The 17,378-nt window shown below is 65.2% G+C and carries 15 protein-coding genes; 8 read left to right on the plus strand and 7 right to left on the minus strand.

Translation table 11 applies throughout. The annotated features are described in order from the left end of the window. The first annotated feature begins 111 nt into the window (after positions 1–111). Positions 112–1,230, plus strand: coding sequence for a 3-deoxy-7-phosphoheptulonate synthase (locus QF040_RS30160; protein ID WP_429614005.1), 1,119 nt, complete (start codon positions 112–114; stop codon positions 1,228–1,230). A gap of 6 nt (positions 1,231–1,236) precedes the next feature. On the opposite strand, the gene QF040_RS30165 is transcribed toward QF040_RS30160, so the two are convergent. Together QF040_RS30165 and mpl are read right to left on the minus strand one after the other, a co-directional pair. Then, positions 1,237–1,746 carry a cupin domain-containing protein gene (locus tag QF040_RS30165; protein ID WP_307607210.1) on the minus strand — a complete coding sequence of 170 codons (510 nt, stop codon included), beginning with the start codon at positions 1,744–1,746 and terminating at the stop codon, positions 1,237–1,239. Beyond that, positions 1,743–3,134, minus strand: a complete 1,392-nt coding sequence (gene mpl, locus QF040_RS30170; RefSeq protein WP_429614006.1) for a UDP-N-acetylmuramate:L-alanyl-gamma-D-glutamyl-meso-diaminopimelate ligase — start codon at positions 3,132–3,134, stop codon at positions 1,743–1,745. The genes QF040_RS30165 and mpl overlap by 4 nt, the downstream gene beginning before the upstream one ends. A 111-nt stretch (positions 3,135–3,245) precedes the next feature. On the opposite strand from mpl, the gene QF040_RS30175 reads away from it, so the two are divergent. From QF040_RS30175 to QF040_RS30205, 7 genes are all read left to right on the plus strand, one after another. Continuing rightward, positions 3,246–3,842 (plus strand): hypothetical protein, encoded by a 597-nt coding sequence (locus QF040_RS30175; protein ID WP_429614007.1) that lies wholly within the window; start codon positions 3,246–3,248, stop codon positions 3,840–3,842. Continuing rightward, positions 3,843–4,397 carry a TlpA family protein disulfide reductase gene (locus QF040_RS30180; protein WP_307643756.1) on the plus strand — a complete coding sequence of 185 codons (555 nt, stop codon included), beginning with the start codon at positions 3,843–3,845 and terminating at the stop codon, positions 4,395–4,397. 100 nt (positions 4,398–4,497) lie between these two features. Beyond that, positions 4,498–4,959 carry an acetyl-CoA carboxylase biotin carboxyl carrier protein gene (gene accB, locus QF040_RS30185; RefSeq protein ID WP_429614008.1) on the plus strand — a complete coding sequence of 154 codons (462 nt, stop codon included), beginning with the start codon at positions 4,498–4,500 and terminating at the stop codon, positions 4,957–4,959. Between the two features lie 2 nt (positions 4,960–4,961). Beyond that, positions 4,962–6,311 (plus strand): acetyl-CoA carboxylase biotin carboxylase subunit, encoded by a 1,350-nt coding sequence (gene accC / locus QF040_RS30190; protein ID WP_013539470.1) that lies wholly within the window; start codon positions 4,962–4,964, stop codon positions 6,309–6,311. Positions 6,312–6,327: 16 nt separating this feature from the next. After that, positions 6,328–7,218 carry a 50S ribosomal protein L11 methyltransferase gene (gene prmA, locus QF040_RS30195; protein ID WP_429614009.1) on the plus strand — a complete coding sequence of 297 codons (891 nt, stop codon included), beginning with the start codon at positions 6,328–6,330 and terminating at the stop codon, positions 7,216–7,218. Between the two features lie 73 nt (positions 7,219–7,291). Further along, the gene (locus QF040_RS30200) at positions 7,292–8,710 is read left to right on the plus strand and encodes a zinc-ribbon and DUF3426 domain-containing protein (RefSeq protein ID WP_429614010.1); all 1,419 of its coding nucleotides are present in this window, start codon (positions 7,292–7,294) and stop codon (positions 8,708–8,710) included. 73 nt (positions 8,711–8,783) lie between these two features. After that, entirely contained in the window at positions 8,784–9,686 is a 903-nt protein-coding gene (locus tag QF040_RS30205) for a carbohydrate kinase family protein (protein ID WP_013539473.1), read from the plus strand. Between the two features lie 82 nt (positions 9,687–9,768). On the opposite strand, the gene QF040_RS30210 is transcribed toward QF040_RS30205, so the two are convergent. The 5 genes from QF040_RS30210 to QF040_RS30230 all read right to left on the minus strand — a co-directional run bounded on the left by QF040_RS30210 (position 9,769) and on the right by QF040_RS30230 (position 17,377). Continuing rightward, positions 9,769–10,302, minus strand: a complete 534-nt coding sequence (locus QF040_RS30210; protein WP_013539474.1) for a histone H1-like DNA-binding protein — start codon at positions 10,300–10,302, stop codon at positions 9,769–9,771. 196 nt (positions 10,303–10,498) lie between these two features. Then, a complete protein-coding gene (locus tag QF040_RS30215) occupies positions 10,499–11,734 on the minus strand; it encodes a ribonucleotide-diphosphate reductase subunit beta (RefSeq protein WP_429614011.1) in 1,236 nt (411 codons plus the stop codon). 192 nt (positions 11,735–11,926) lie between these two features. Continuing rightward, on the minus strand, positions 11,927–14,842 hold the full coding sequence (locus QF040_RS30220; RefSeq protein ID WP_013539476.1) for a ribonucleoside-diphosphate reductase subunit alpha: 2,916 nt from the start codon (positions 14,840–14,842) through the stop codon (positions 11,927–11,929). 350 nt (positions 14,843–15,192) lie between these two features. Further along, complete coding sequence (ampD, locus tag QF040_RS30225; protein WP_429614012.1) at positions 15,193–15,816, minus strand: 1,6-anhydro-N-acetylmuramyl-L-alanine amidase AmpD; 624 nt, start codon at positions 15,814–15,816, stop codon at positions 15,193–15,195. After that, a complete protein-coding gene (locus tag QF040_RS30230) occupies positions 15,803–17,377 on the minus strand; it encodes a sigma-54-dependent transcriptional regulator (RefSeq protein WP_429614013.1) in 1,575 nt (524 codons plus the stop codon). The genes ampD and QF040_RS30230 overlap by 14 nt, the downstream gene beginning before the upstream one ends. Position 17,378 lies beyond the last annotated feature (1 nt).

Raw genomic sequence — 17,378 nt, forward strand, 5'->3', positions numbered from 1 at the left:
ACGAGAGGCGAGCGCGTAAAGCAAACGAACACCCTCCCAAAACCGCCGGCGCCTCAAGCCCCGGCGGTTTTTTTATGCCCTGACGATTTCACTCCAACAAGGAAAAGCACCATGAGCACGAACACTGCCCCCGCCAGCGACAGCTGGTATGCGAGCGTCGAAAAAACCAGCAAGACCGACGACGAACGCATCAAGGACATCAACGTGCTGCCCCCTCCTGAACATCTGATCCGCTTCTTCCCGATCCGCGGCACGCCGGTCGAAACGCTGATCGAGGGCACCCGCCGCAACATCCACAACATCATGGATGGCAAGGACGACCGGCTGCTGGTGATCATGGGGCCCTGTTCGATCCACGACCCGGCCGCTGCCATCGACTACGCCAAGCGCCTGAAGGTCGAGCGCGAAAAATACGCCGGCACCCTCGAGATCGTGATGCGCGTTTACTTCGAAAAGCCGCGCACCACCGTCGGCTGGAAGGGCCTCATCAACGACCCGTACCTGGACGAGAGCTTCCGCATCGACGAAGGCCTGCGCATTGCGCGCCAGCTCTTGATCGACATCAACCGCATCGGCCTGCCGGCGGGCAGCGAGTTCCTCGACGTGATCTCGCCGCAGTACATCGGTGACCTGATCTCCTGGGGCGCGATCGGCGCGCGCACCACCGAAAGCCAGGTGCATCGCGAACTGGCCTCGGGTCTTTCGGCGCCCATCGGCTTCAAGAATGGCACCGACGGCAACATCCGCATCGCGACCGACGCCATTCAGGCCGCGGCCCGCGGCCATCACTTTCTCTCGGTGCACAAGAATGGCCAGGTCGCGATCGTGCAGACCAACGGCAACCGCGACTGCCATGTGATCCTGCGCGGCGGCAGGGCGCCCAACTACGACGCCGCCAGCGTCGAAGCCGCCTGCAAGGACCTCGAAGCGGCCAAGCTGCCGCCCACGCTGATGGTCGATTGCAGCCACGCGAACAGCTCCAAGCAGCACCAGAAGCAGATCGACGTGGCCAAGGACATCGCCGGCCAGATCGCCAACGGCTCCAACCGCGTGTTCGGCGTGATGGTCGAGAGCCACCTGCAGGCCGGTGCTCAGAAGTTCACGCCGGGCAAGGACAAGCTCTCGGGCCTCGAATACGGCAAGAGCATCACCGACGCCTGCATCGGCTGGGACGATTCGACGCAGGTGCTCGAGACGCTGTCGCAGGCCGTCAAGGCGCGCCGCGGCTGAAAAGAGTCAGAGCATTCCGGCCAGTTCGGGCCAGTGGTGCCGCATCGACGCCGCCTCGTCGCTGTCGGGCGGCACCATCGAGAAGTCGGCAAAGTCGAAACCCGGACCGACCATGCAGGCGACCAGCGTGTAGTCGCCTGACGAATGGCCCTGGATCGGACGAGCCGCCTGCCACTGGCCGGCCGGCACCACATGCTGGGGGCGCGTGCCGTGCGCATCGACCGGCCCCAGCCGCACATGGGCCGGCGCCGTGCGCATCGCGGCATCGCAGGTCCAGAGCGCCAGCGGCACGCCTTCGAGGTGCACCCAGACTTCGTCCGACAGCACCCGGTGCCAGCGCGAATGCTGGCCCGCTTCGAGCAGGAAGTAGATGCTGGTGAGCGCGCTGCGGGACGCGCGGCCGTCGGCCGGAGTGACGCTGGCCGGCGAACGGAACACCTCGCTGTACCAGCCGCCCTCGGGGTGGGGCTGCAGCTTCAGGCTGTCGATCAGTTCCCGGGCGCGCATGGCGGTCATGATGCCGTCGCGGCGCGCAGGGCCGCAAGCAGTTTGTCGTGCACGCCGCCGAAGCCGCCGTTGCTCATGCAGACGATGTGATCGCCTGGACGCGCGGCGGCGGTGATCTGCGCCACCAGGGGCTCGATGGCCCCGGCGATCTGCGCGCGGTCGCCCATCGGCGCCAGGGCGGCAGCGGCATCCCAGTCGAGTCCGGCCGTGTGGCAGAACGAAAGATCGGCTGACTCCAGGCTCCACGGCAGCTGCGCGGCCATCACGCCCAGCTTCATCGTGTTGCTGCGCGGTTCGAAGGCCGCGAGGATTCGCTCACTTTGCTTGCCCGCGTCGCCGAGCTTCTTGCGCAGGCCGTCGAGCGTGGTGCGGATGGCGGTCGGGTGATGGGCAAAGTCGTCGTAGACGGTGATCGAGCCCACCGTGCCGCGCAACTCCATGCGCCGGCGCACGTTGCGAAAGCTGCCGAGCGCGCGAGCTGCATCGGCCGGCGCAACGCCGACGTGGTCGGCGGCCGCGATGGCGGCCAGCGCATTCATCTGGTTGTGCAGGCCCGAGAGCTCCCACTCGACCCGGCCGACTTTTTCCCCTTGCTGGAGCACGTCGAAGGCGTCGTGCGAGCCGCTCGCCTGCCACTCGCCACCGGCACCGAATCGCGCAAGTCCGCTCCAGCATCCCTGGGCCAGCACGCGCTGCAGGCTCTCCTCGGTGGCATTCACCACCAGCCGCCCGTTGCCGGGCACCGTGCGCACGAGGTGATGGAACTGGCGCTCGATGGCTGCGAGGTCGTCGAAGACGTCCGCGTGGTCGAACTCGAGGTTGTTGAGCACGGCGGTGCGGGGCCGGTAGTGCACGAACTTGCTGCGCTTGTCGAAGAAGGCGGTGTCGTACTCGTCGGCCTCGATGACGAAGGCGGCACCGTCGCCCAGCCGGGCCGACACGCCGAAGTCCAGCGGCACGCCGCCGACCAGGAAGCCTGGCGCCTTGCCGCCTTGCTCGAGCACCCAGGCCAGCATCGACGTGGTGGTCGTCTTGCCGTGCGTGCCGGCCACCGCCAGCACGTGGCGCCCGAGCAGCACGTGCTCGGCCAGCCATTGCGGGCCGCTCGTGTAGGGCTTACCGGCATCGAGGATGGCTTCCATCAGCGGGAACTTGGGGCTGCCATCGGGCAGGCGCGCCCTCGACACCACGTTGCCGACCACGAACATGTCGGGTGCGAGCGAGAGTTGATCGGCGCCGAAACCCTCGATCAGGTCGATGCCCAGGGCGCGCAGCTGGTCGCTCATCGGCGGGTACACGCCGGCGTCGCAGCCCGTGACCCGGTGGCCCGCTTCGCGCGCCAAGGCGGCCAGTCCGCCCATGAACGTGCCGCAGATACCCAGAATATGAATGTGCATCGGGCGATTCTAGGGAGGCGGAATCGGGGCCCTGCTTCGCAAGCCCGGCCTTCGCCCCGAGCTTCATGTTGATTTCGTGTGCGTGACGCTTACTGCGGGCAAAATGCCCTGATGGACACGTCAAAGCGTGAAATCGCCGCCACCGCAGCCCGCCTTGTCGTCGAGGAAGGGCTGGAATACGGCCCTGCCAAACGCCGGGCCGTGCGCGACCTGGGCTTGTCGGCACGTACTTCGCTGCCGAACAATGACGAAGTCGAGGCCGAGGTGCGCGACTACATCGCGCTCTTCTGTGCCGACACCCAGCCGCAGGAGTTGCACGCGCTGCGCCTGCTGGCGCTGGAGTGGATGGAGCGAATGGCAGCCTTTCGCCCGCACGTGGGTGGCGCTGTCTGGCATGGCACGGCGACGCGGCTCTCGGACATCTATATCCAGTTGTTCTGTGATGATTCCAAGTCGGCCGAGATCGCCCTCATCGACCATCATGTGGATTACGAACCGCGCATGGTCACCGGCTTTCATGGCGAGCAGGTCGAAGCCTTGAGCGTGCACGCGCCGAGCCGTGCGCTCGGTGAGGAAATCGGCGTGCACCTGCTGGTCTACGACCTGGACGACCTGCGCGGCGCCTTGAAGCCCGATGCCCAGGGCCGCACGCCGCGCGGCGATCTGCCCGCCTTGCGCCGATTGATTGAAAGAGAAAAGGACAAGTGAATGACTTCTTCGCCGACACGACGCGGCATGCTCTATGGCGGCGTGGCGGCGGTGGCCGCCGCTGCCGGGGTGGGTGGCGCCTGGTGGCGGGAACGCAGCGCCGGCAGCAATGCGGCGGGTGGCGAGCAGCTGGACGCGACCTTCTGGGCCCAGAAATTCGAACGGCCTGAGGGCGGTGAACTCGTTCTATCGAGCCTGCGCGGCAAGCCGCTGCTGCTCAACTTCTGGGCCACCTGGTGCCCGCCTTGTGTAGAAGAAATGCCGATGATCGACACTTTCTTCCGCGAACATGGCGCCAAAGGATGGCAAGTGGTCGGATTAGCCATCGATCAACCAAGCGCGGTACGCAAGTTCCTGCAGCGCACGCCGGTCACCTATCCCACTGGCCTCGCAGGGCTGCAAGGCACGGAGCTGGTCAAGAACCTGGGCAATACCGGCGGCGGATTGCCCTTCACGCTGGTCCTGAGCGGTAACGGCTCTGTTGCAGCTCGTAAAATGGGCAAGCTCGAAACCGCCGATCTGGACACATGGCGGCGTGAACTTGTTCATGGTTAGAATCGGCCGCCCAAGCTGGCGTTAGCCACCAAACGCTGAAAATCGCCGATTTTCAGCCCAGTTATATCCGAATGACCGGCAAAGCCGGCACTGGAGTCCCATGGATCTGCGCAAACTCAAGACACTGATTGATCTGGTGTCCGAATCGAATATTTCCGAACTGGAAATCACCGAAACCGAAGGCAAGGTTCGCATCGTCAAGGGCGGCGGCGCCGCTCCGGTGCAGTATGTGCAAACCTTGGCAGCGCCCCCTGCCGCCGCTCCGGTGGCAGGTGTGCCCGCCGCCCCGGCCGCTGCAAGTGCCCCCGCGGTCGAAGCCGCTCCGGCCGGCCACGCGGTCAAGTCGCCCATGGTGGGCACGTTCTACCGTTCGTCCAGCCCCGGCGCCGCCGCTTTCGTCGAAGTCGGCAGCAAGGTGAACGAGGGCGACACGATCTGCATCATCGAAGCGATGAAGATCCTCAACGAAATCGAAGCGGACAAGTCCGGCACGATCACCCAGATCCTCGGCGAAAACGGGCAGGCGGTCGAATACGGCCAGCCGCTGTTCATCATCGAGTGACCATGTTCAAGAAGATCCTGGTTGCAAACCGGGGGGAGATTGCCCTCCGGATTCAGCGCGCCTGCAGCGAGATGGGCATCAAGGCCGTGATGGTCTATTCCGAAGCCGATCGCGACGCCAAGTACGTCAAGCTGGCGCAGGAGGCCGTGTGCATCGGCCCGGCTCCATCGGCGCTGAGCTATCTCAACATGCCGGCGATCATTTCGGCGGCGGAAGTGACCGACGCCGAAGCCATCCACCCCGGCTACGGTTTCCTGAGCGAGAACGCCAACTTCGCCGAGCGCGTGGAGCAGAGCGGCTTCCAGTTCATCGGCCCGACGCCCGACAACATCCGCACGATGGGCGACAAGGTGTCGGCCAAGCAGGCCATGATCAAGGCCGGCGTGCCTTGCGTGCCAGGCTCCGAGGGCGAGCTCTCGGACGACGCCGCCACCAACAAGCGCATTGCCCGTGCGATCGGCTATCCGGTCATCATCAAGGCGGCGGGCGGCGGCGGTGGCCGCGGCATGCGCGTGGTGCACACCGAGGCGGCGCTGGTCAACGCGATCCAGATGACCAAGGCGGAGGCCGGCGCGGCCTTCAGCAATCCGGCCGTATACATGGAGAAGTTTCTCCAGAACCCGCGCCACATCGAGATCCAGATACTCGCCGACAAGCACAAGAATGCCGTCTACCTGGGCGAGCGCGACTGCTCCATGCAGCGCCGCCATCAGAAGGTGATCGAGGAATCGCCGGCCCCCGGCATTCCGCGCAAGCTGATCGAGAAGATCGGCGAGCGTTGCGCCGCGGCCTGCAAGAAGATCGGCTATCGCGGCGCCGGCACCTTCGAGTTCCTTTACGAGAACGGCGAGTTCTACTTCATCGAGATGAACACGCGCGTGCAGGTGGAGCATCCGGTGACGGAGTTCACCACCGGCATCGACATCGTGAAGACGCAGATCATGGTGGCCGCCGGCGAGAAGCTGCCGTTCACCCAGCGCCAGATCGAGATGCGCGGCCATGCCATCGAGGTGCGCATCAACGCCGAAGACGCGTGGAAGTTCACGCCGTCGCCGGGCCGCATCACCATGTGGCACCCGCCGGGCGGCCCTGGTGTGCGCGTCGATTCGCACGCCTACACCAACTACTTCGTGCCCCCGAACTACGACTCGATGATCGGCAAGATCATCGTGTACGGCGACACGCGCGAGCAGGCCATGGCGCGCATGCGCACGGCGCTGAACGAGACCGTGATCGAAGGCATCCAGACCAACATCCCGCTGCACCGCGAGTTGATGGTCGACGCCAAGTTCATGAGCGGCGGCACGAACATCCACTACCTGGAAGAGTGGCTGGCAGCGCACAAGCGCTGACCCACGGGACCACGCCATGTTCGAACTTCGCCTGATGGCACCGGAAGACCGGGTCGAAATGCTCAGCGACGCGCTCGATGCACTCGATGCGCTGAGCGTGTCCGTCGAGGACGCCGATGCGCAGACCGATGCCGAGCAGGCGCTGTTCGGCGAACCCGGCATGCCGCCGCCCAAGGAGGGCTGGCAACGCTCGCGCGTGATCGCGTTGTTCCCCGACGAGGCGCTTGCGAACGAGGCCGCATCGCTGCTCGCGCTGCAGGACTTCTTCGAGGGCTGCTCGGTGCTCGGCGTGGCGAATGTGCCCGAGCAGGACTGGGTGCGGCTCACGCAATCGCAGTTCGCGCCGGTCGAGATCACGCCCGAGTTCTGGATCGTGCCGACCTGGCACGAGCCGCCCGCACAGGCGAAGCAGGTGATCCGCTTGGACCCGGGTCTGGCCTTCGGCACCGGCACGCATCCCACCACGCGCATGTGCCTGCGCTGGATCGCGAAACAGGGCGAGGGCGCCTTCGGCAAGCAGCGCGTGCTCGACTACGGCTGCGGCTCCGGCATCCTGGCGATCGGCGCGGCGAAGTTCGGCGCGCGCGACATCGATGCCGTCGACATCGACGAAGCCGCGGTCTCCTCGAGCCGGCTCAATGCCGAAGCCAACGGCGTCAGCCTGAACGTCGGCCTGCCGGACGCGGCCAAGGGCACCTACGACACGGTGCTCGCCAACATCCTTGCGACGCCGCTCAAGCTGCTCGCGCCGCTGCTGCGCAGCCATGTGGCCCCGGGCGGATCGCTGGTGATGGCCGGCATCCTCGAGCGTCAGGCCGACGAGTTGAAAGAGGCCTACGCGCCGTATGCGGCCCTCGAGGTCAGCGACAGCGAGGACGGCTGGATCCTCATGACGGCACGCTGCTGAGCAGCGGGGCCGGGTTTTCGCACTGCCGCGCACCGTTCGCGTGGCGGGGGCCCAACCCTACAATCGCCCGGTCATGAGCCTCGTCACGCGTTGCCCCGCCTGCACCACCACCTTCAAGGTGGTGCGCGACCAGCTTCGCATCTCGGATGGTTGGGTGCGCTGCGGCCGCTGCAGCCATGTGTTCGATGCGACGCTCGATCTGCACGAATCATCTGATGGAGTGCCGGCCGGAGCGCCCCCTGCACCGTCCCCGGCAGCCGCTTATTCGCCGTCGCTGGTCGAGCCTTCCTCCGAGCATCGGGCCGATGCGCCGCGGACTTCATCGCAGCCTCCTTCCCAGGCTTCCGAAGATGCGGATTTCTTCGACGACGAACCCGAAGAGCATGCCCGCGCCGAGGTGGCGCATCCACCATCCGCACCGGAAGCCTTCGAGCCCGTGGAAGTGGCGGTCGCGCCGCAGCCCGAACCGCCTCCGCCGCCACCACCTGCATCGCCCGCGCAGTCTCCGGCGCTGTCGCTGCCCGCGCACGGCATCATCGCGGACGAGCCGTGGTCCGACCTGGATGTCAGCGAACCCACGTGGCGGCCGCCGGCGAGCTCGCTGCCGCCGTTTCCGAACATCGACCTGAATCTCGCGCCTCCGCCGCCATCGCCTCCCCCGCCGGTGCCCCCGCTGCCCGTTCCTCGCGCCAAGACGCATGGACTGGTCGAGCCCGCCATCGACGACGGCGCCAAAGAGACAGAAGAAAAAGAAGAGGACCAGGTCCAGATGCAGAAGGCGCTGCGGCGTGCGCGCATCAAGTCGGCCAAGATTGAGAGCGCTCACAAGTCGCGCGAAGCCAGGGCTGCGGCCAAGGCCGCTTCGTCGTCGCCGTCGTCGGTGGTGCGGGAGGCGAGCGAGCCGGAGAGTCCCGCCTCGCTGCCGCCGATGTTCGCCGAGCGCGAAGAGGACCACCATTTTTCCGACGACGAAGAGCACGACGTCCATGCGCCCGGTTTCTGGCAGCGTACGGGCGTGCGGCGACTGTTGGTCGTTCTGGCGGTGCTTGCCGTCTTGCTGCTCATCGTGCAGATCGTTCGCCACGAGCGCGACGGCATCGTCGCGCGGCAGCCGGGCCTGCGCCCCGCGCTGGCGGCGCTGTGCCAGTACACCGGCTGCGAGCTCTCGGCCCTGCGCCAGATCGGAGACATCATGATCGAGGGCGCCGCCTTCGCTCGAGAGAAGAGCGGCGGCAACGACTACCGGCTGAGCTTCACCTTGCGCAACGCGGCCACCGTGCCACTCGCGATGCCGGCTGTCGAGCTGTCGCTGCTCGACACGCAGGAGCGTGCGGTCGTGCGGCGCGTGCTGATGCCCGCGGACTACGGCGCGCCCTCGGTGCTCGCGGCGCGCGCCGACCGCGCGGCCTCGTTGCCGCTCACGCTGTCACCGAACGAAGCGGCCGCGCTGCCTCCCATCGCGGGCTACCGCGTGGAAGCGTTCTATCCCTAGCTGGACGACGCCTGCGCGCAAGCAAACGTCCTCCTTCTTTCATCCATCTTCATTCAACGAAAACGGTCCACCCATGGCAGCAGTGATTTGCGGTTCCCTCGCGTTCGACACCATCATGACTTTCGAGGGACGGTTCGCCGATCAGATCCTTCCGGACCAGCTGCATATCCTGAACGTGTCGTTCCTGGTGCCGGGCCTGCGGCGCGACTTCGGCGGCTGCGCCGGCAACATCGCCTACAGCCTCAACGCGCTGGGCGGCACGGCGCTGCCGATGGCCACGCTCGGCAGCGACGGCGCCGACTACCTGGAGCGCATGCGTTCGCTGGGCATCGACACCGAGTTCGTGCGTCAGCTCGACGACACCTTCACCGCGCAGGCGATGATCATGAACGACGTCGACAACAACCAGATCACCGCGTTCCATCCCGGTGCGATGCAGCAGGCGCACATCACCAAGGTGGCTGCGCGCGAGGACATCAAGGTCGGCATCATCGCGCCCGACGGCCGCGAGGCGATGCTGCAACACGCCGAGCAATTCGCAGCCGCCGGCATTCCGTTCGTGTTCGATCCGGGTCAGGGCCTGCCGATGTTCGACGGCGATGCGCTCAAGCACTTCGTCGATCTCGCGAGCTGGGTCGTGGTCAACGACTACGAAGGCAAGATGCTGTCGCAGCGCACCGGCTGGAGCCTGGCCGAGATATCCAAGCGCGTGCGCGGCCTGGTGGTTACGCTCGCGGCCGAGGGCTGTGAAGTCTGGATCGATGGCGAGCGCGAACATGTGCCGGGCGTGACGCCTACTGCCGTGATCGAGCCCACGGGTTGCGGCGATGCATGGCGCGGCGCACTGCTGTTCGGTCTGGAAAAGGAATGGCCGCTCGCGCAATGCGCGGCGCTGGGCAACCGCATCGGCGCACTCAAGATCGCGCAGCGCGGACCGCAGAACTACCAGGTCGACCGCAAGGCACTGGGCCTGTAAGAAGCCGCTTTTTCGAGCGCCCATAAAAAAACCCGACACCGTGAGGTGCCGGGTTTTTTGCCGTCAAGGGCGCTGAGAAAACTCAGGGCTTGCTGGCCGTAGGAAACGGCCAGGCTGCCTGGGGGTTCAGCGTCGTTTGCGCAGCAGGGGCAGGCGCTACAGCAGCCTTGGCGGGTGCCTTGGCAGCCTTCTTTGCAGCAGGCTTCTTGGCAGCAGCGGCAGGCTTGGCAGCGGGCTTTTTCGCGGCTTTCTTGGCCGCAGCCTTTTTCGCAGGAGCCTTCTTGGCAGCGGCCTTCTTTGCAGGGGCCTTCTTGGCGGCTGCCTTCTTGGCAGGAGCCTTCTTCGCTGCAGCCTTCTTCGCAGGCGCCTTCTTGGCAGCGGCCTTCTTCGCCGGAGCCTTCTTCGCAGCAGCCTTCTTGGCCGGTGCTGCCTTCTTCGCCGCTACCTTCTTGGCAGGAGCCTTCTTGGCGGCGACCTTCTTGGCAGCAACCTTCTTGGCCGGAGCCTTCTTCGCTGCTACCTTCTTTGCCGGAGCCTTCTTAGCGGCCGCGACCTTCTTTGCCGGAGCCTTCTTTGCAGCGGCTTTTTTAGCCGGCGCTTTCTTTGCAGTTGCCATTTCTATTTCTCCTTGATCAAGTTGAAAAAATCAACCTATTGAAGCACTTCACGCACGTTGGGAGCGCGAAGCGATTCATGGCGTTGGAATCTGAGCCCCAGCACCATGAACACCTGAGCCCTCGTCCATGCCGCGCTCTTCGGCGCGATCGGTGGCAAGGGCAATTCTTGAATTCATTAATTCTTATCGGAAAGATTCAATCCCAGGAGAGCGCACCACCCGACTGGTACTCGATCACGCGGGTTTCGAAAAAGTTGCGCTCTTTCTTCAGGTCAATCATTTCGCTCATCCAGGGGAACGGATTTTCTTCGTTCGGGAAGAGCGTTTCGAGGCCGATCTGCTGCGCACGCCGGTTGGCGATGTACCGCAGGTAGCCCTTGAACATGGAGGCGTTCATGCCGAGCACGCCGCGCGGCATGGTGTCTTCGGCGTATTTGTATTCGAGCTCGACGGCCCTCATGAAGAGGTCCTTGATCTCGGCCTTGAACTCTGGAGTCCAGAGGCCGGGGTTTTCGAGCTTGAGTTGGTTGATCAGGTCGATGCCGAAATTGCAGTGCATCGACTCGTCGCGCAGGATGTACTGGTACTGCTCGGCGGCACCGGTCATCTTGTTCTGGCGGCCGAGCGCAAGGATCTGCGTGAAGCCGACGTAGAAGAAGAGACCTTCCATCAGGCAGGCGAACACGATGAGCGACTTGAGCAGCGTCTGGTCGGTCTCGTGCGTGCCGGTCTTGAAGTGCGGATCGCTGATGGCGTCGATGAACGGGAGCAGGAACTGGTCCTTCTCGCGGATCGACTGCACTTCGTTGTAGGCGTTGAAGATCTCGCTCTCGTCCAGGCCGAGCGACTCGACGATGTACTGGTACGCGTGCGTGTGGATCGCTTCTTCAAAAGCCTGGCGCAGCAGGAACTGGCGGCATTCGGGGGCCGTGATGTGGCGGTAGGTGCCCAGCACGATGTTGTTGGCGGCCAGCGAATCGGCGGTCACGAAGAAGCCGAGGTTGCGCTTGACGATGCGGCGCTCGTCTTCGGTCAGGCCGTTCGGGTCTTTCCAGAGCGCGATGTCGCGCGTCATGTTCACTTCCTGCGGCATCCAGTGGTTGGCGCAGGTGGCGAGGTATTTTTCCCAAGCCCACTTGTACTTGAACGGCACCAGCTGGTTGACGTCGGTCTGGCCGTTGATGATGCGCTTGTCGGAAGCCTTGACGCGCTGGGTGGTTGGGGTGGCGGCAGGCGTTGCTGCTGCGGTGACAACCGGACGGACTGCGGCGCCGTCATCGAGCGTGCGCAGCGCGGGTTGTGCAATCGACGAAGTCGGAGCGTCCACCGAACGGCCTGCGGGCGAGCCGCTGGTCGATGCGTTGTGGTGCTGCAATCCTTGTTGCATATCCTTTGGTAAGGAGGGCTTGACTTCTTCGTCCCAGGTCAACATAGAAAAATCCAATGCTCAAATTATCGGAGCAACGATGTGAGTTGCAAAGTGCTCGTTCACATCGCGCGCCATTTATGTGGTTGTTATGTTGCTCGCATGCATCGCGCGATGTCAGTCAATGGCTTCATTGCTTGAACGTCGCGCGACTTTTCGCATGCACCTCACTGACTCACTGTCGCGAGCATCGGCGTGTCACTGGCACGCTTCACAGGTCGGATCGTCCACACCGCAGAACGCGATGTCGGTGGCAGGCATCGCGCTCATCTGTGCCTTCGCTGCGGCAGCGGCGGCTTCGAGTGCGCTCATGCCCGAGGGTGCGTCGTTGCCCGACGACACCGCGTTGAGACGGCCCGATTGCACCGTCGACTTTTCTGCGTGCGTCGCGCTCTGCGTGCGGAGGTAATAGGTCGTCTTCAGGCCGCGCAGCCATGCGAGCTTGTAGGTGTCGTCGAGCTTCTTGCCCGATGCGCCGGCCATGTAGATGTTGAGCGACTGTGCCTGATCGATCCACTTCTGGCGACGCGAGGCGGCTTCGACGAGCCACGTGGTTTCCACTTCGAACGCGGTGGCGTAGAGCGCCTTCACGTCTTGCGGCACGCGGTCGATGGGACGCAGCGAACCATCGAAGTGCTTCAGGTCCATCACCATCACGTCGTCCCACAGGCCCAGGCGCTTCAGGTCGCGCACCAGGTAGTGGTTGATCACGGTGAATTCGCCCGACAGGTTCGACTTGACCGACAGGTTGCCGAAGCAAGGTTCGATCGAAGCGTCCACGCCGATGATGTTGGAGATCGTCGCGGTCGGTGCGATGGCCACGCAGTTCGAATTGCGCATGCCGTCGGCCTTGATCTTGGCGCGCAGCGCGTCCCAGTCGAGCGTGGCCGAGCGGTCCACTTCGACGTAGCCGCCGCGTGCCTGCTCGAGCAGGTCGAGCGTGTCGATCGGCAGGATGCCCTTGTCCCACAGCGAGCCCTTGTAGCTCGAGTACTTGCCGCGTTCCTTGGCCAGTTCGGTCGATGCCCAGTAGGCGTGGTAGCAGATGGCTTCCATCGACTCGTCGGCGAACTGCACGGCTTCCTGCGAGGCGTAGGGAATGCGCAGTTCGTACAGCGCGTCCTGGAAGCCCATCAGGCCCAGGCCCACCGGGCGGTGGCGCAGGTTCGAGTCGCGCGCCTTCTTCACGGCGTAGTAGTTGATGTCGATCACGTTGTCGAGCATGCGCATCGCGGTCGAGATCGTGCGCTTCAACTTTTCCTGGTCGACCTTGCCGTCCTTCAGATGCTGCAGCAGGTTCACCGAACCCAGGTTGCAGACGGCGGTTTCGGTGTCGCTGGTGTTCAGCGTGATCTCGGTGCAGAGGTTCGACGAGTGCACGACGCCGGCGTGCTGCTGCGGCGAGCGCACATTGCAGGCATCCTTGAACGTGATCCAGGGATGGCCGGTCTCGAACAGCATCGTGAGCATCTTGCGCCACAGGTCCGAAGCCTGGATGGTGCGCGCGGGCTTGATCTCGCCGCGGGCGGCCTTCTCTTCGTAGGCGACGTAGGCCTTTTCGAAGTCGGCGCCGAACAGGTCGTGCAAGTCAGGCACGTTGGAGGGCGAGAACAGCGTCCAGGTGCCCTTTTCCATCACGCGGCGCATGAAGAGGTCGGGGATCCAGTTGGCCGTGTTCATGTCGTGCGTGCGGCGGCGGTCGTCGCCGGTGTTCTTGCGCAGTTCCAGGAACTCCTCGATGTCCAGGTGCCAGGTTTCCAGGTACGTGCAGACAGCGCCCTTGCGCTTGCCGCCCTGGTTCACCGCCACGGCCGTGTCGTTCACCACCTTGAGGAACGGCACCACGCCCTGCGATTCGCCGTTGGTGCCCTTGATGTGCGAGCCGAGCGCACGCACGCGGGTCCAGTCGTTGCCCAGGCCGCCCGCGAACTTCGAGAGCAGCGCGTTTTCCTTGATCGACTCGTAGATGCCGTCCAGGTCGTCCGGCACGGTGGTCAGGTAGCAGCTGGAGAGTTGCGAGCGCAGCGTGCCGGCGTTGAAGAGGGTGGGCGTGCTCGACATGAAGTCGAACGACGACAGCACTTCGTAGAACTCGATGGCGCGCGCTTCACGGTCGATTTCGCCAAGCGACAGGCCCATGGCCACGCGCATGAAGAAAGCCTGGGGCAGTTCGATGCGGGTCTTGCGCACGTGCAGGAAGTAGCGGTCGTACAGCGTCTGCAGGCCGAGGTAGTCGAACTGGTTGTCGCGCTCGGCCTTGAGGGCCGCGCCCAGGCGGGGCAGGTCGTACTGCAGCAGCTTCTCGTCGAGCAGGTCGTTCTCCACGCCCTTCTTGATGAACTGCGGGAAGTAGTCGGCGTAGGCCGTGGCACGGTCGACCGGCATCACTTCGCGGCCGATGATCTCCTTGAAGATCGTGTGCAGCAGGAGGCGCGCGGTGGCGAAGGTGTAGTCGGGATCTTTCTCGATCAGGGTGCGGGCCGCCAGGATCGAGGCCTTGTAGACCTCGTCGAGCGGCACGCCGTCGTAGAGGTTGCGCATCGTCTCGGCGACGATCGGCGCGGCGGTGATGCTGTCGCCCAGGTTCTCGCAGGCCGATTCGATCAGGCCCTTGAGCTGGTTCAGGTCGAGCGCGACGCGTTCGCCGTTGTCCAGCACATGCAGCGTCGGCGTGGCCGGCGCTTCCTGCTCGACCTGCTTGGAACGCTCCTGCGTGCGGCGTTCGCGGTACAGCACGTAGGCACGGGCGATCTCGTGGTGGCCGCCGCGCATCAGGCCGAGCTCGACCTGGTCCTGCACGTCCTCGATGTGGAAGGTGCCGCCGCCCGGACGCGAACGCACCATGGCGCGGATCACGCCTTGCGTGAGCACGTCGACCGTTTCGCGCACGCTGGCCGAAGCCGCGCCCTGGGTGCCGTGCACGGCCAGGAAGGCCTTCATCATCGCGATGGCGATCTTGTTCGGCTCGAAGGGAACGACCGCGCCGTTGCGGCGAATGATCTGGTAGTGCGCCAGGTTCTGGCCGGTGGGGGAGCCGGCTGTGTCCCGCTGTTGTTGGACAGGCGTGGAGGGAACGGCACGCGGGGTCGATGGGGTGTTCAGGGCAGTTTGCATTCGCTTCCTCTCGGTTGGCAATTCTTGTTGGGTGGCGACGCCTTGGCTGGGCGCCGCGCCGGCGTTGTTGACCGGACGGAGGACACTATATCTAGGGTGTCAGGGGTCTACAAGCCACTACAGGTAGTGTTTTGTGAGTGATTCACCTATGGCGGGTATCTCTCAAGATGTATGCCGTGGCCGGCAATGCCGCGTGAATACTGGACTATGGTTGCGCAACCCGCATGGGGCGTGGCTTGCAAGCCGATTTGGGCCTGCAGGGCGCATGGTTGCTGCACTGCGCATCTGCGTTTCTGAAATCGATGCGGCCCGAGGGCAGGGCATCGCAGGGCGTCACGCGATTGAAAAAATTAGCGCTTCAACACAGGTGGGGGAAACATCTGTGATTTCCAGCCCAGTTGCGCGTGCAGCAAATGCCAATCGAAGCCCGCGCCGGGGTCCTGTTTTCGGCCCGGTGCGATGTGCTCGTGACCGGCGATGTGCGCGATGGCGTAGTGCTGCGCGATCGCGGGGCAGAGGCTCGCGAGCGTCTCGTATTGCGCGGCTTCGAAGGTCTGGCCCTCGAGCCCTTCGAGCTCGATGCCGATGGAGTCGTCGTTGCAGTTGCTGCGGCCGCGCCACGACGAGACGCCCGCATGCCAGGCGCGGTCGTCGCAGCTCACGAACTGCCAGAGCTCGCCGTTGCGGCGCACATAGAAATGCGAGGACACCTCGATGCCGCGGATCGACTGGAAATAAGGATGCGCGTCCCAGTCGAGGCGATTGGTGAAGAGCCGCTGCACCGCGTCGCCGCCGTATTCGCCGGGCGGCAGGCTGATCGAATGCAGCACGATCAGATCGGTCTGTGCGCCGACAGGTCGGGGGCCGAAGTTCGGCGAGGGCAGGGCTTTCGCGAAGCGGTACCAGCCGGCCCGCCAGAGCCCGTCGTCGGCGGGCGGCGTGTTGTGCGAAGAGGCTGCTTCAGTCGTCGGCATGGCTGCTGCTGGCGCCATCGTCGCCGTTGGGCGTGGTGATGCCCAGCCGCGCGATGCGGTAGCGGATCTGGCGCAGGCTCATGCCCAGGCGTGCGGCGGCCGCGGTGCGGTTGAAACCGCTCTCGTGCAGCGCGCGCACGAGGATCTCGCGCTCCTGCTGGTCGAGATAGGCCTGCAGGTCGGAGGGCAGCGGCGGCGGGGTCGGCTTGAACTCCGCCACCGGTGCCGGCGCAATCACGGCCGGTGGCGGCACATCGTTGCCCGGCGCAAGTTGCGCGGGCGTCATCGAGGCCACGTCGGCGGCGGCCATCGTCGTGGCGACATTGCCGCCCATCAGGTCCAGGTGCAGTTCGTCGCCGTCGTTCAGCGCGACCGCGCGGTGCAGCAGGTTCTCGAGCTCCCGCACATTGCCGTCGAGCGGATGCAGCGCGAGGCGGCGCAGCAGTTCGGCCGACAGGTGCGGCACCGGCAAGCCGCCGTCCTGCGCGATGCGCGCGAGCAGCGCGGCGCAGAGCGCGGGGAGATCTTCGCGGCGGTCGCGGAGCGCAGGCACTGCGATCTCGATCACGTTGAGGCGGTAGAAAAGGTCTTGCCGGAAGCGGCCGGCCTGCACCTCGGCGTGCAGGTCTTTGTGGGTGGCGCTCACGATGCGCACGTCGACCGCTTCTTCCTGCGTCGAGCCGATCGAACGCACGCTGCGCTCCTGGATCGCGCGCAAGAGCTTCGACTGCATCGCCAGCGGCAGGTCGCCGATTTCGTCGAGGAACAGCGTGCCGCTGCGCGCGGCCTGGAAGTAGCCGTCGCGGTCCTGCGAGGAGCCGGTGTACGAGCCTTTTTTCGCGCCGAAGAATTCGGCTTCGAGCAGGTTCTCGGGAATCGCGCCGCAATTGACCGCGACGAACGGGCCGTCGCTGCGCTGGCTGCAGGCGTGCACCGCACGCGCCACCAGTTCCTTGCCGGTGCCCGACTCGCCGCGCACCAGCACCGGCGCCATGCCGCGCGCCACCTTGGCGATGCGCGACTTGACGAGACGCATCGGGTCCGATTCGCCCACCAGACGATCGAGGGCCGCGATGCCGCTGCTGCCGGTGACCGATGCGGCCTCGGCGCGTTCGCTGCTGGTGCTTGCGGCAACGGCCTTCTCCGGCTTGACCTGCACGACCGGGGCCCGCGTGGCCTGCACCGCCGAAGCGACCACGGCACGGAACTGCTTCAGGTCGACCGGCTTCGTGAGGTAGTCGAACGCACCCGCCTTGAGCGCCTCGACCGCGTTTTCCGCCGAGCCGTAGGCCGTCATCACCACGCAGCGCTCGCTGCGCTGGTTCTTCTGGATGCGGTGGATGATCTCCATGCCTTGCCCGTCGGGCAGGCGCATGTCGGTGATCACCGCATCGAAGCGCGCGGCCTCCAGGTGCTGCCAGGCTTCGGACACGCTGCCCGCGGCCTCGACGCGATAGCCTTCGCGCAGCAGCGTCAGCTCATACAGCGTGCGCAAGTCGGGCTCGTCGTCGATGACAAGGATCTGTGCGGGACGCGGGGCGGAAGAGAGGGGGGTGCTCACG

The sequence above is a fragment of the Variovorax sp. W2I14 genome (genome assembly GCF_050435205.1).
GTDB classification, from domain to species: domain Bacteria; phylum Pseudomonadota; class Gammaproteobacteria; order Burkholderiales; family Burkholderiaceae_C; genus Variovorax; species Variovorax paradoxus_C.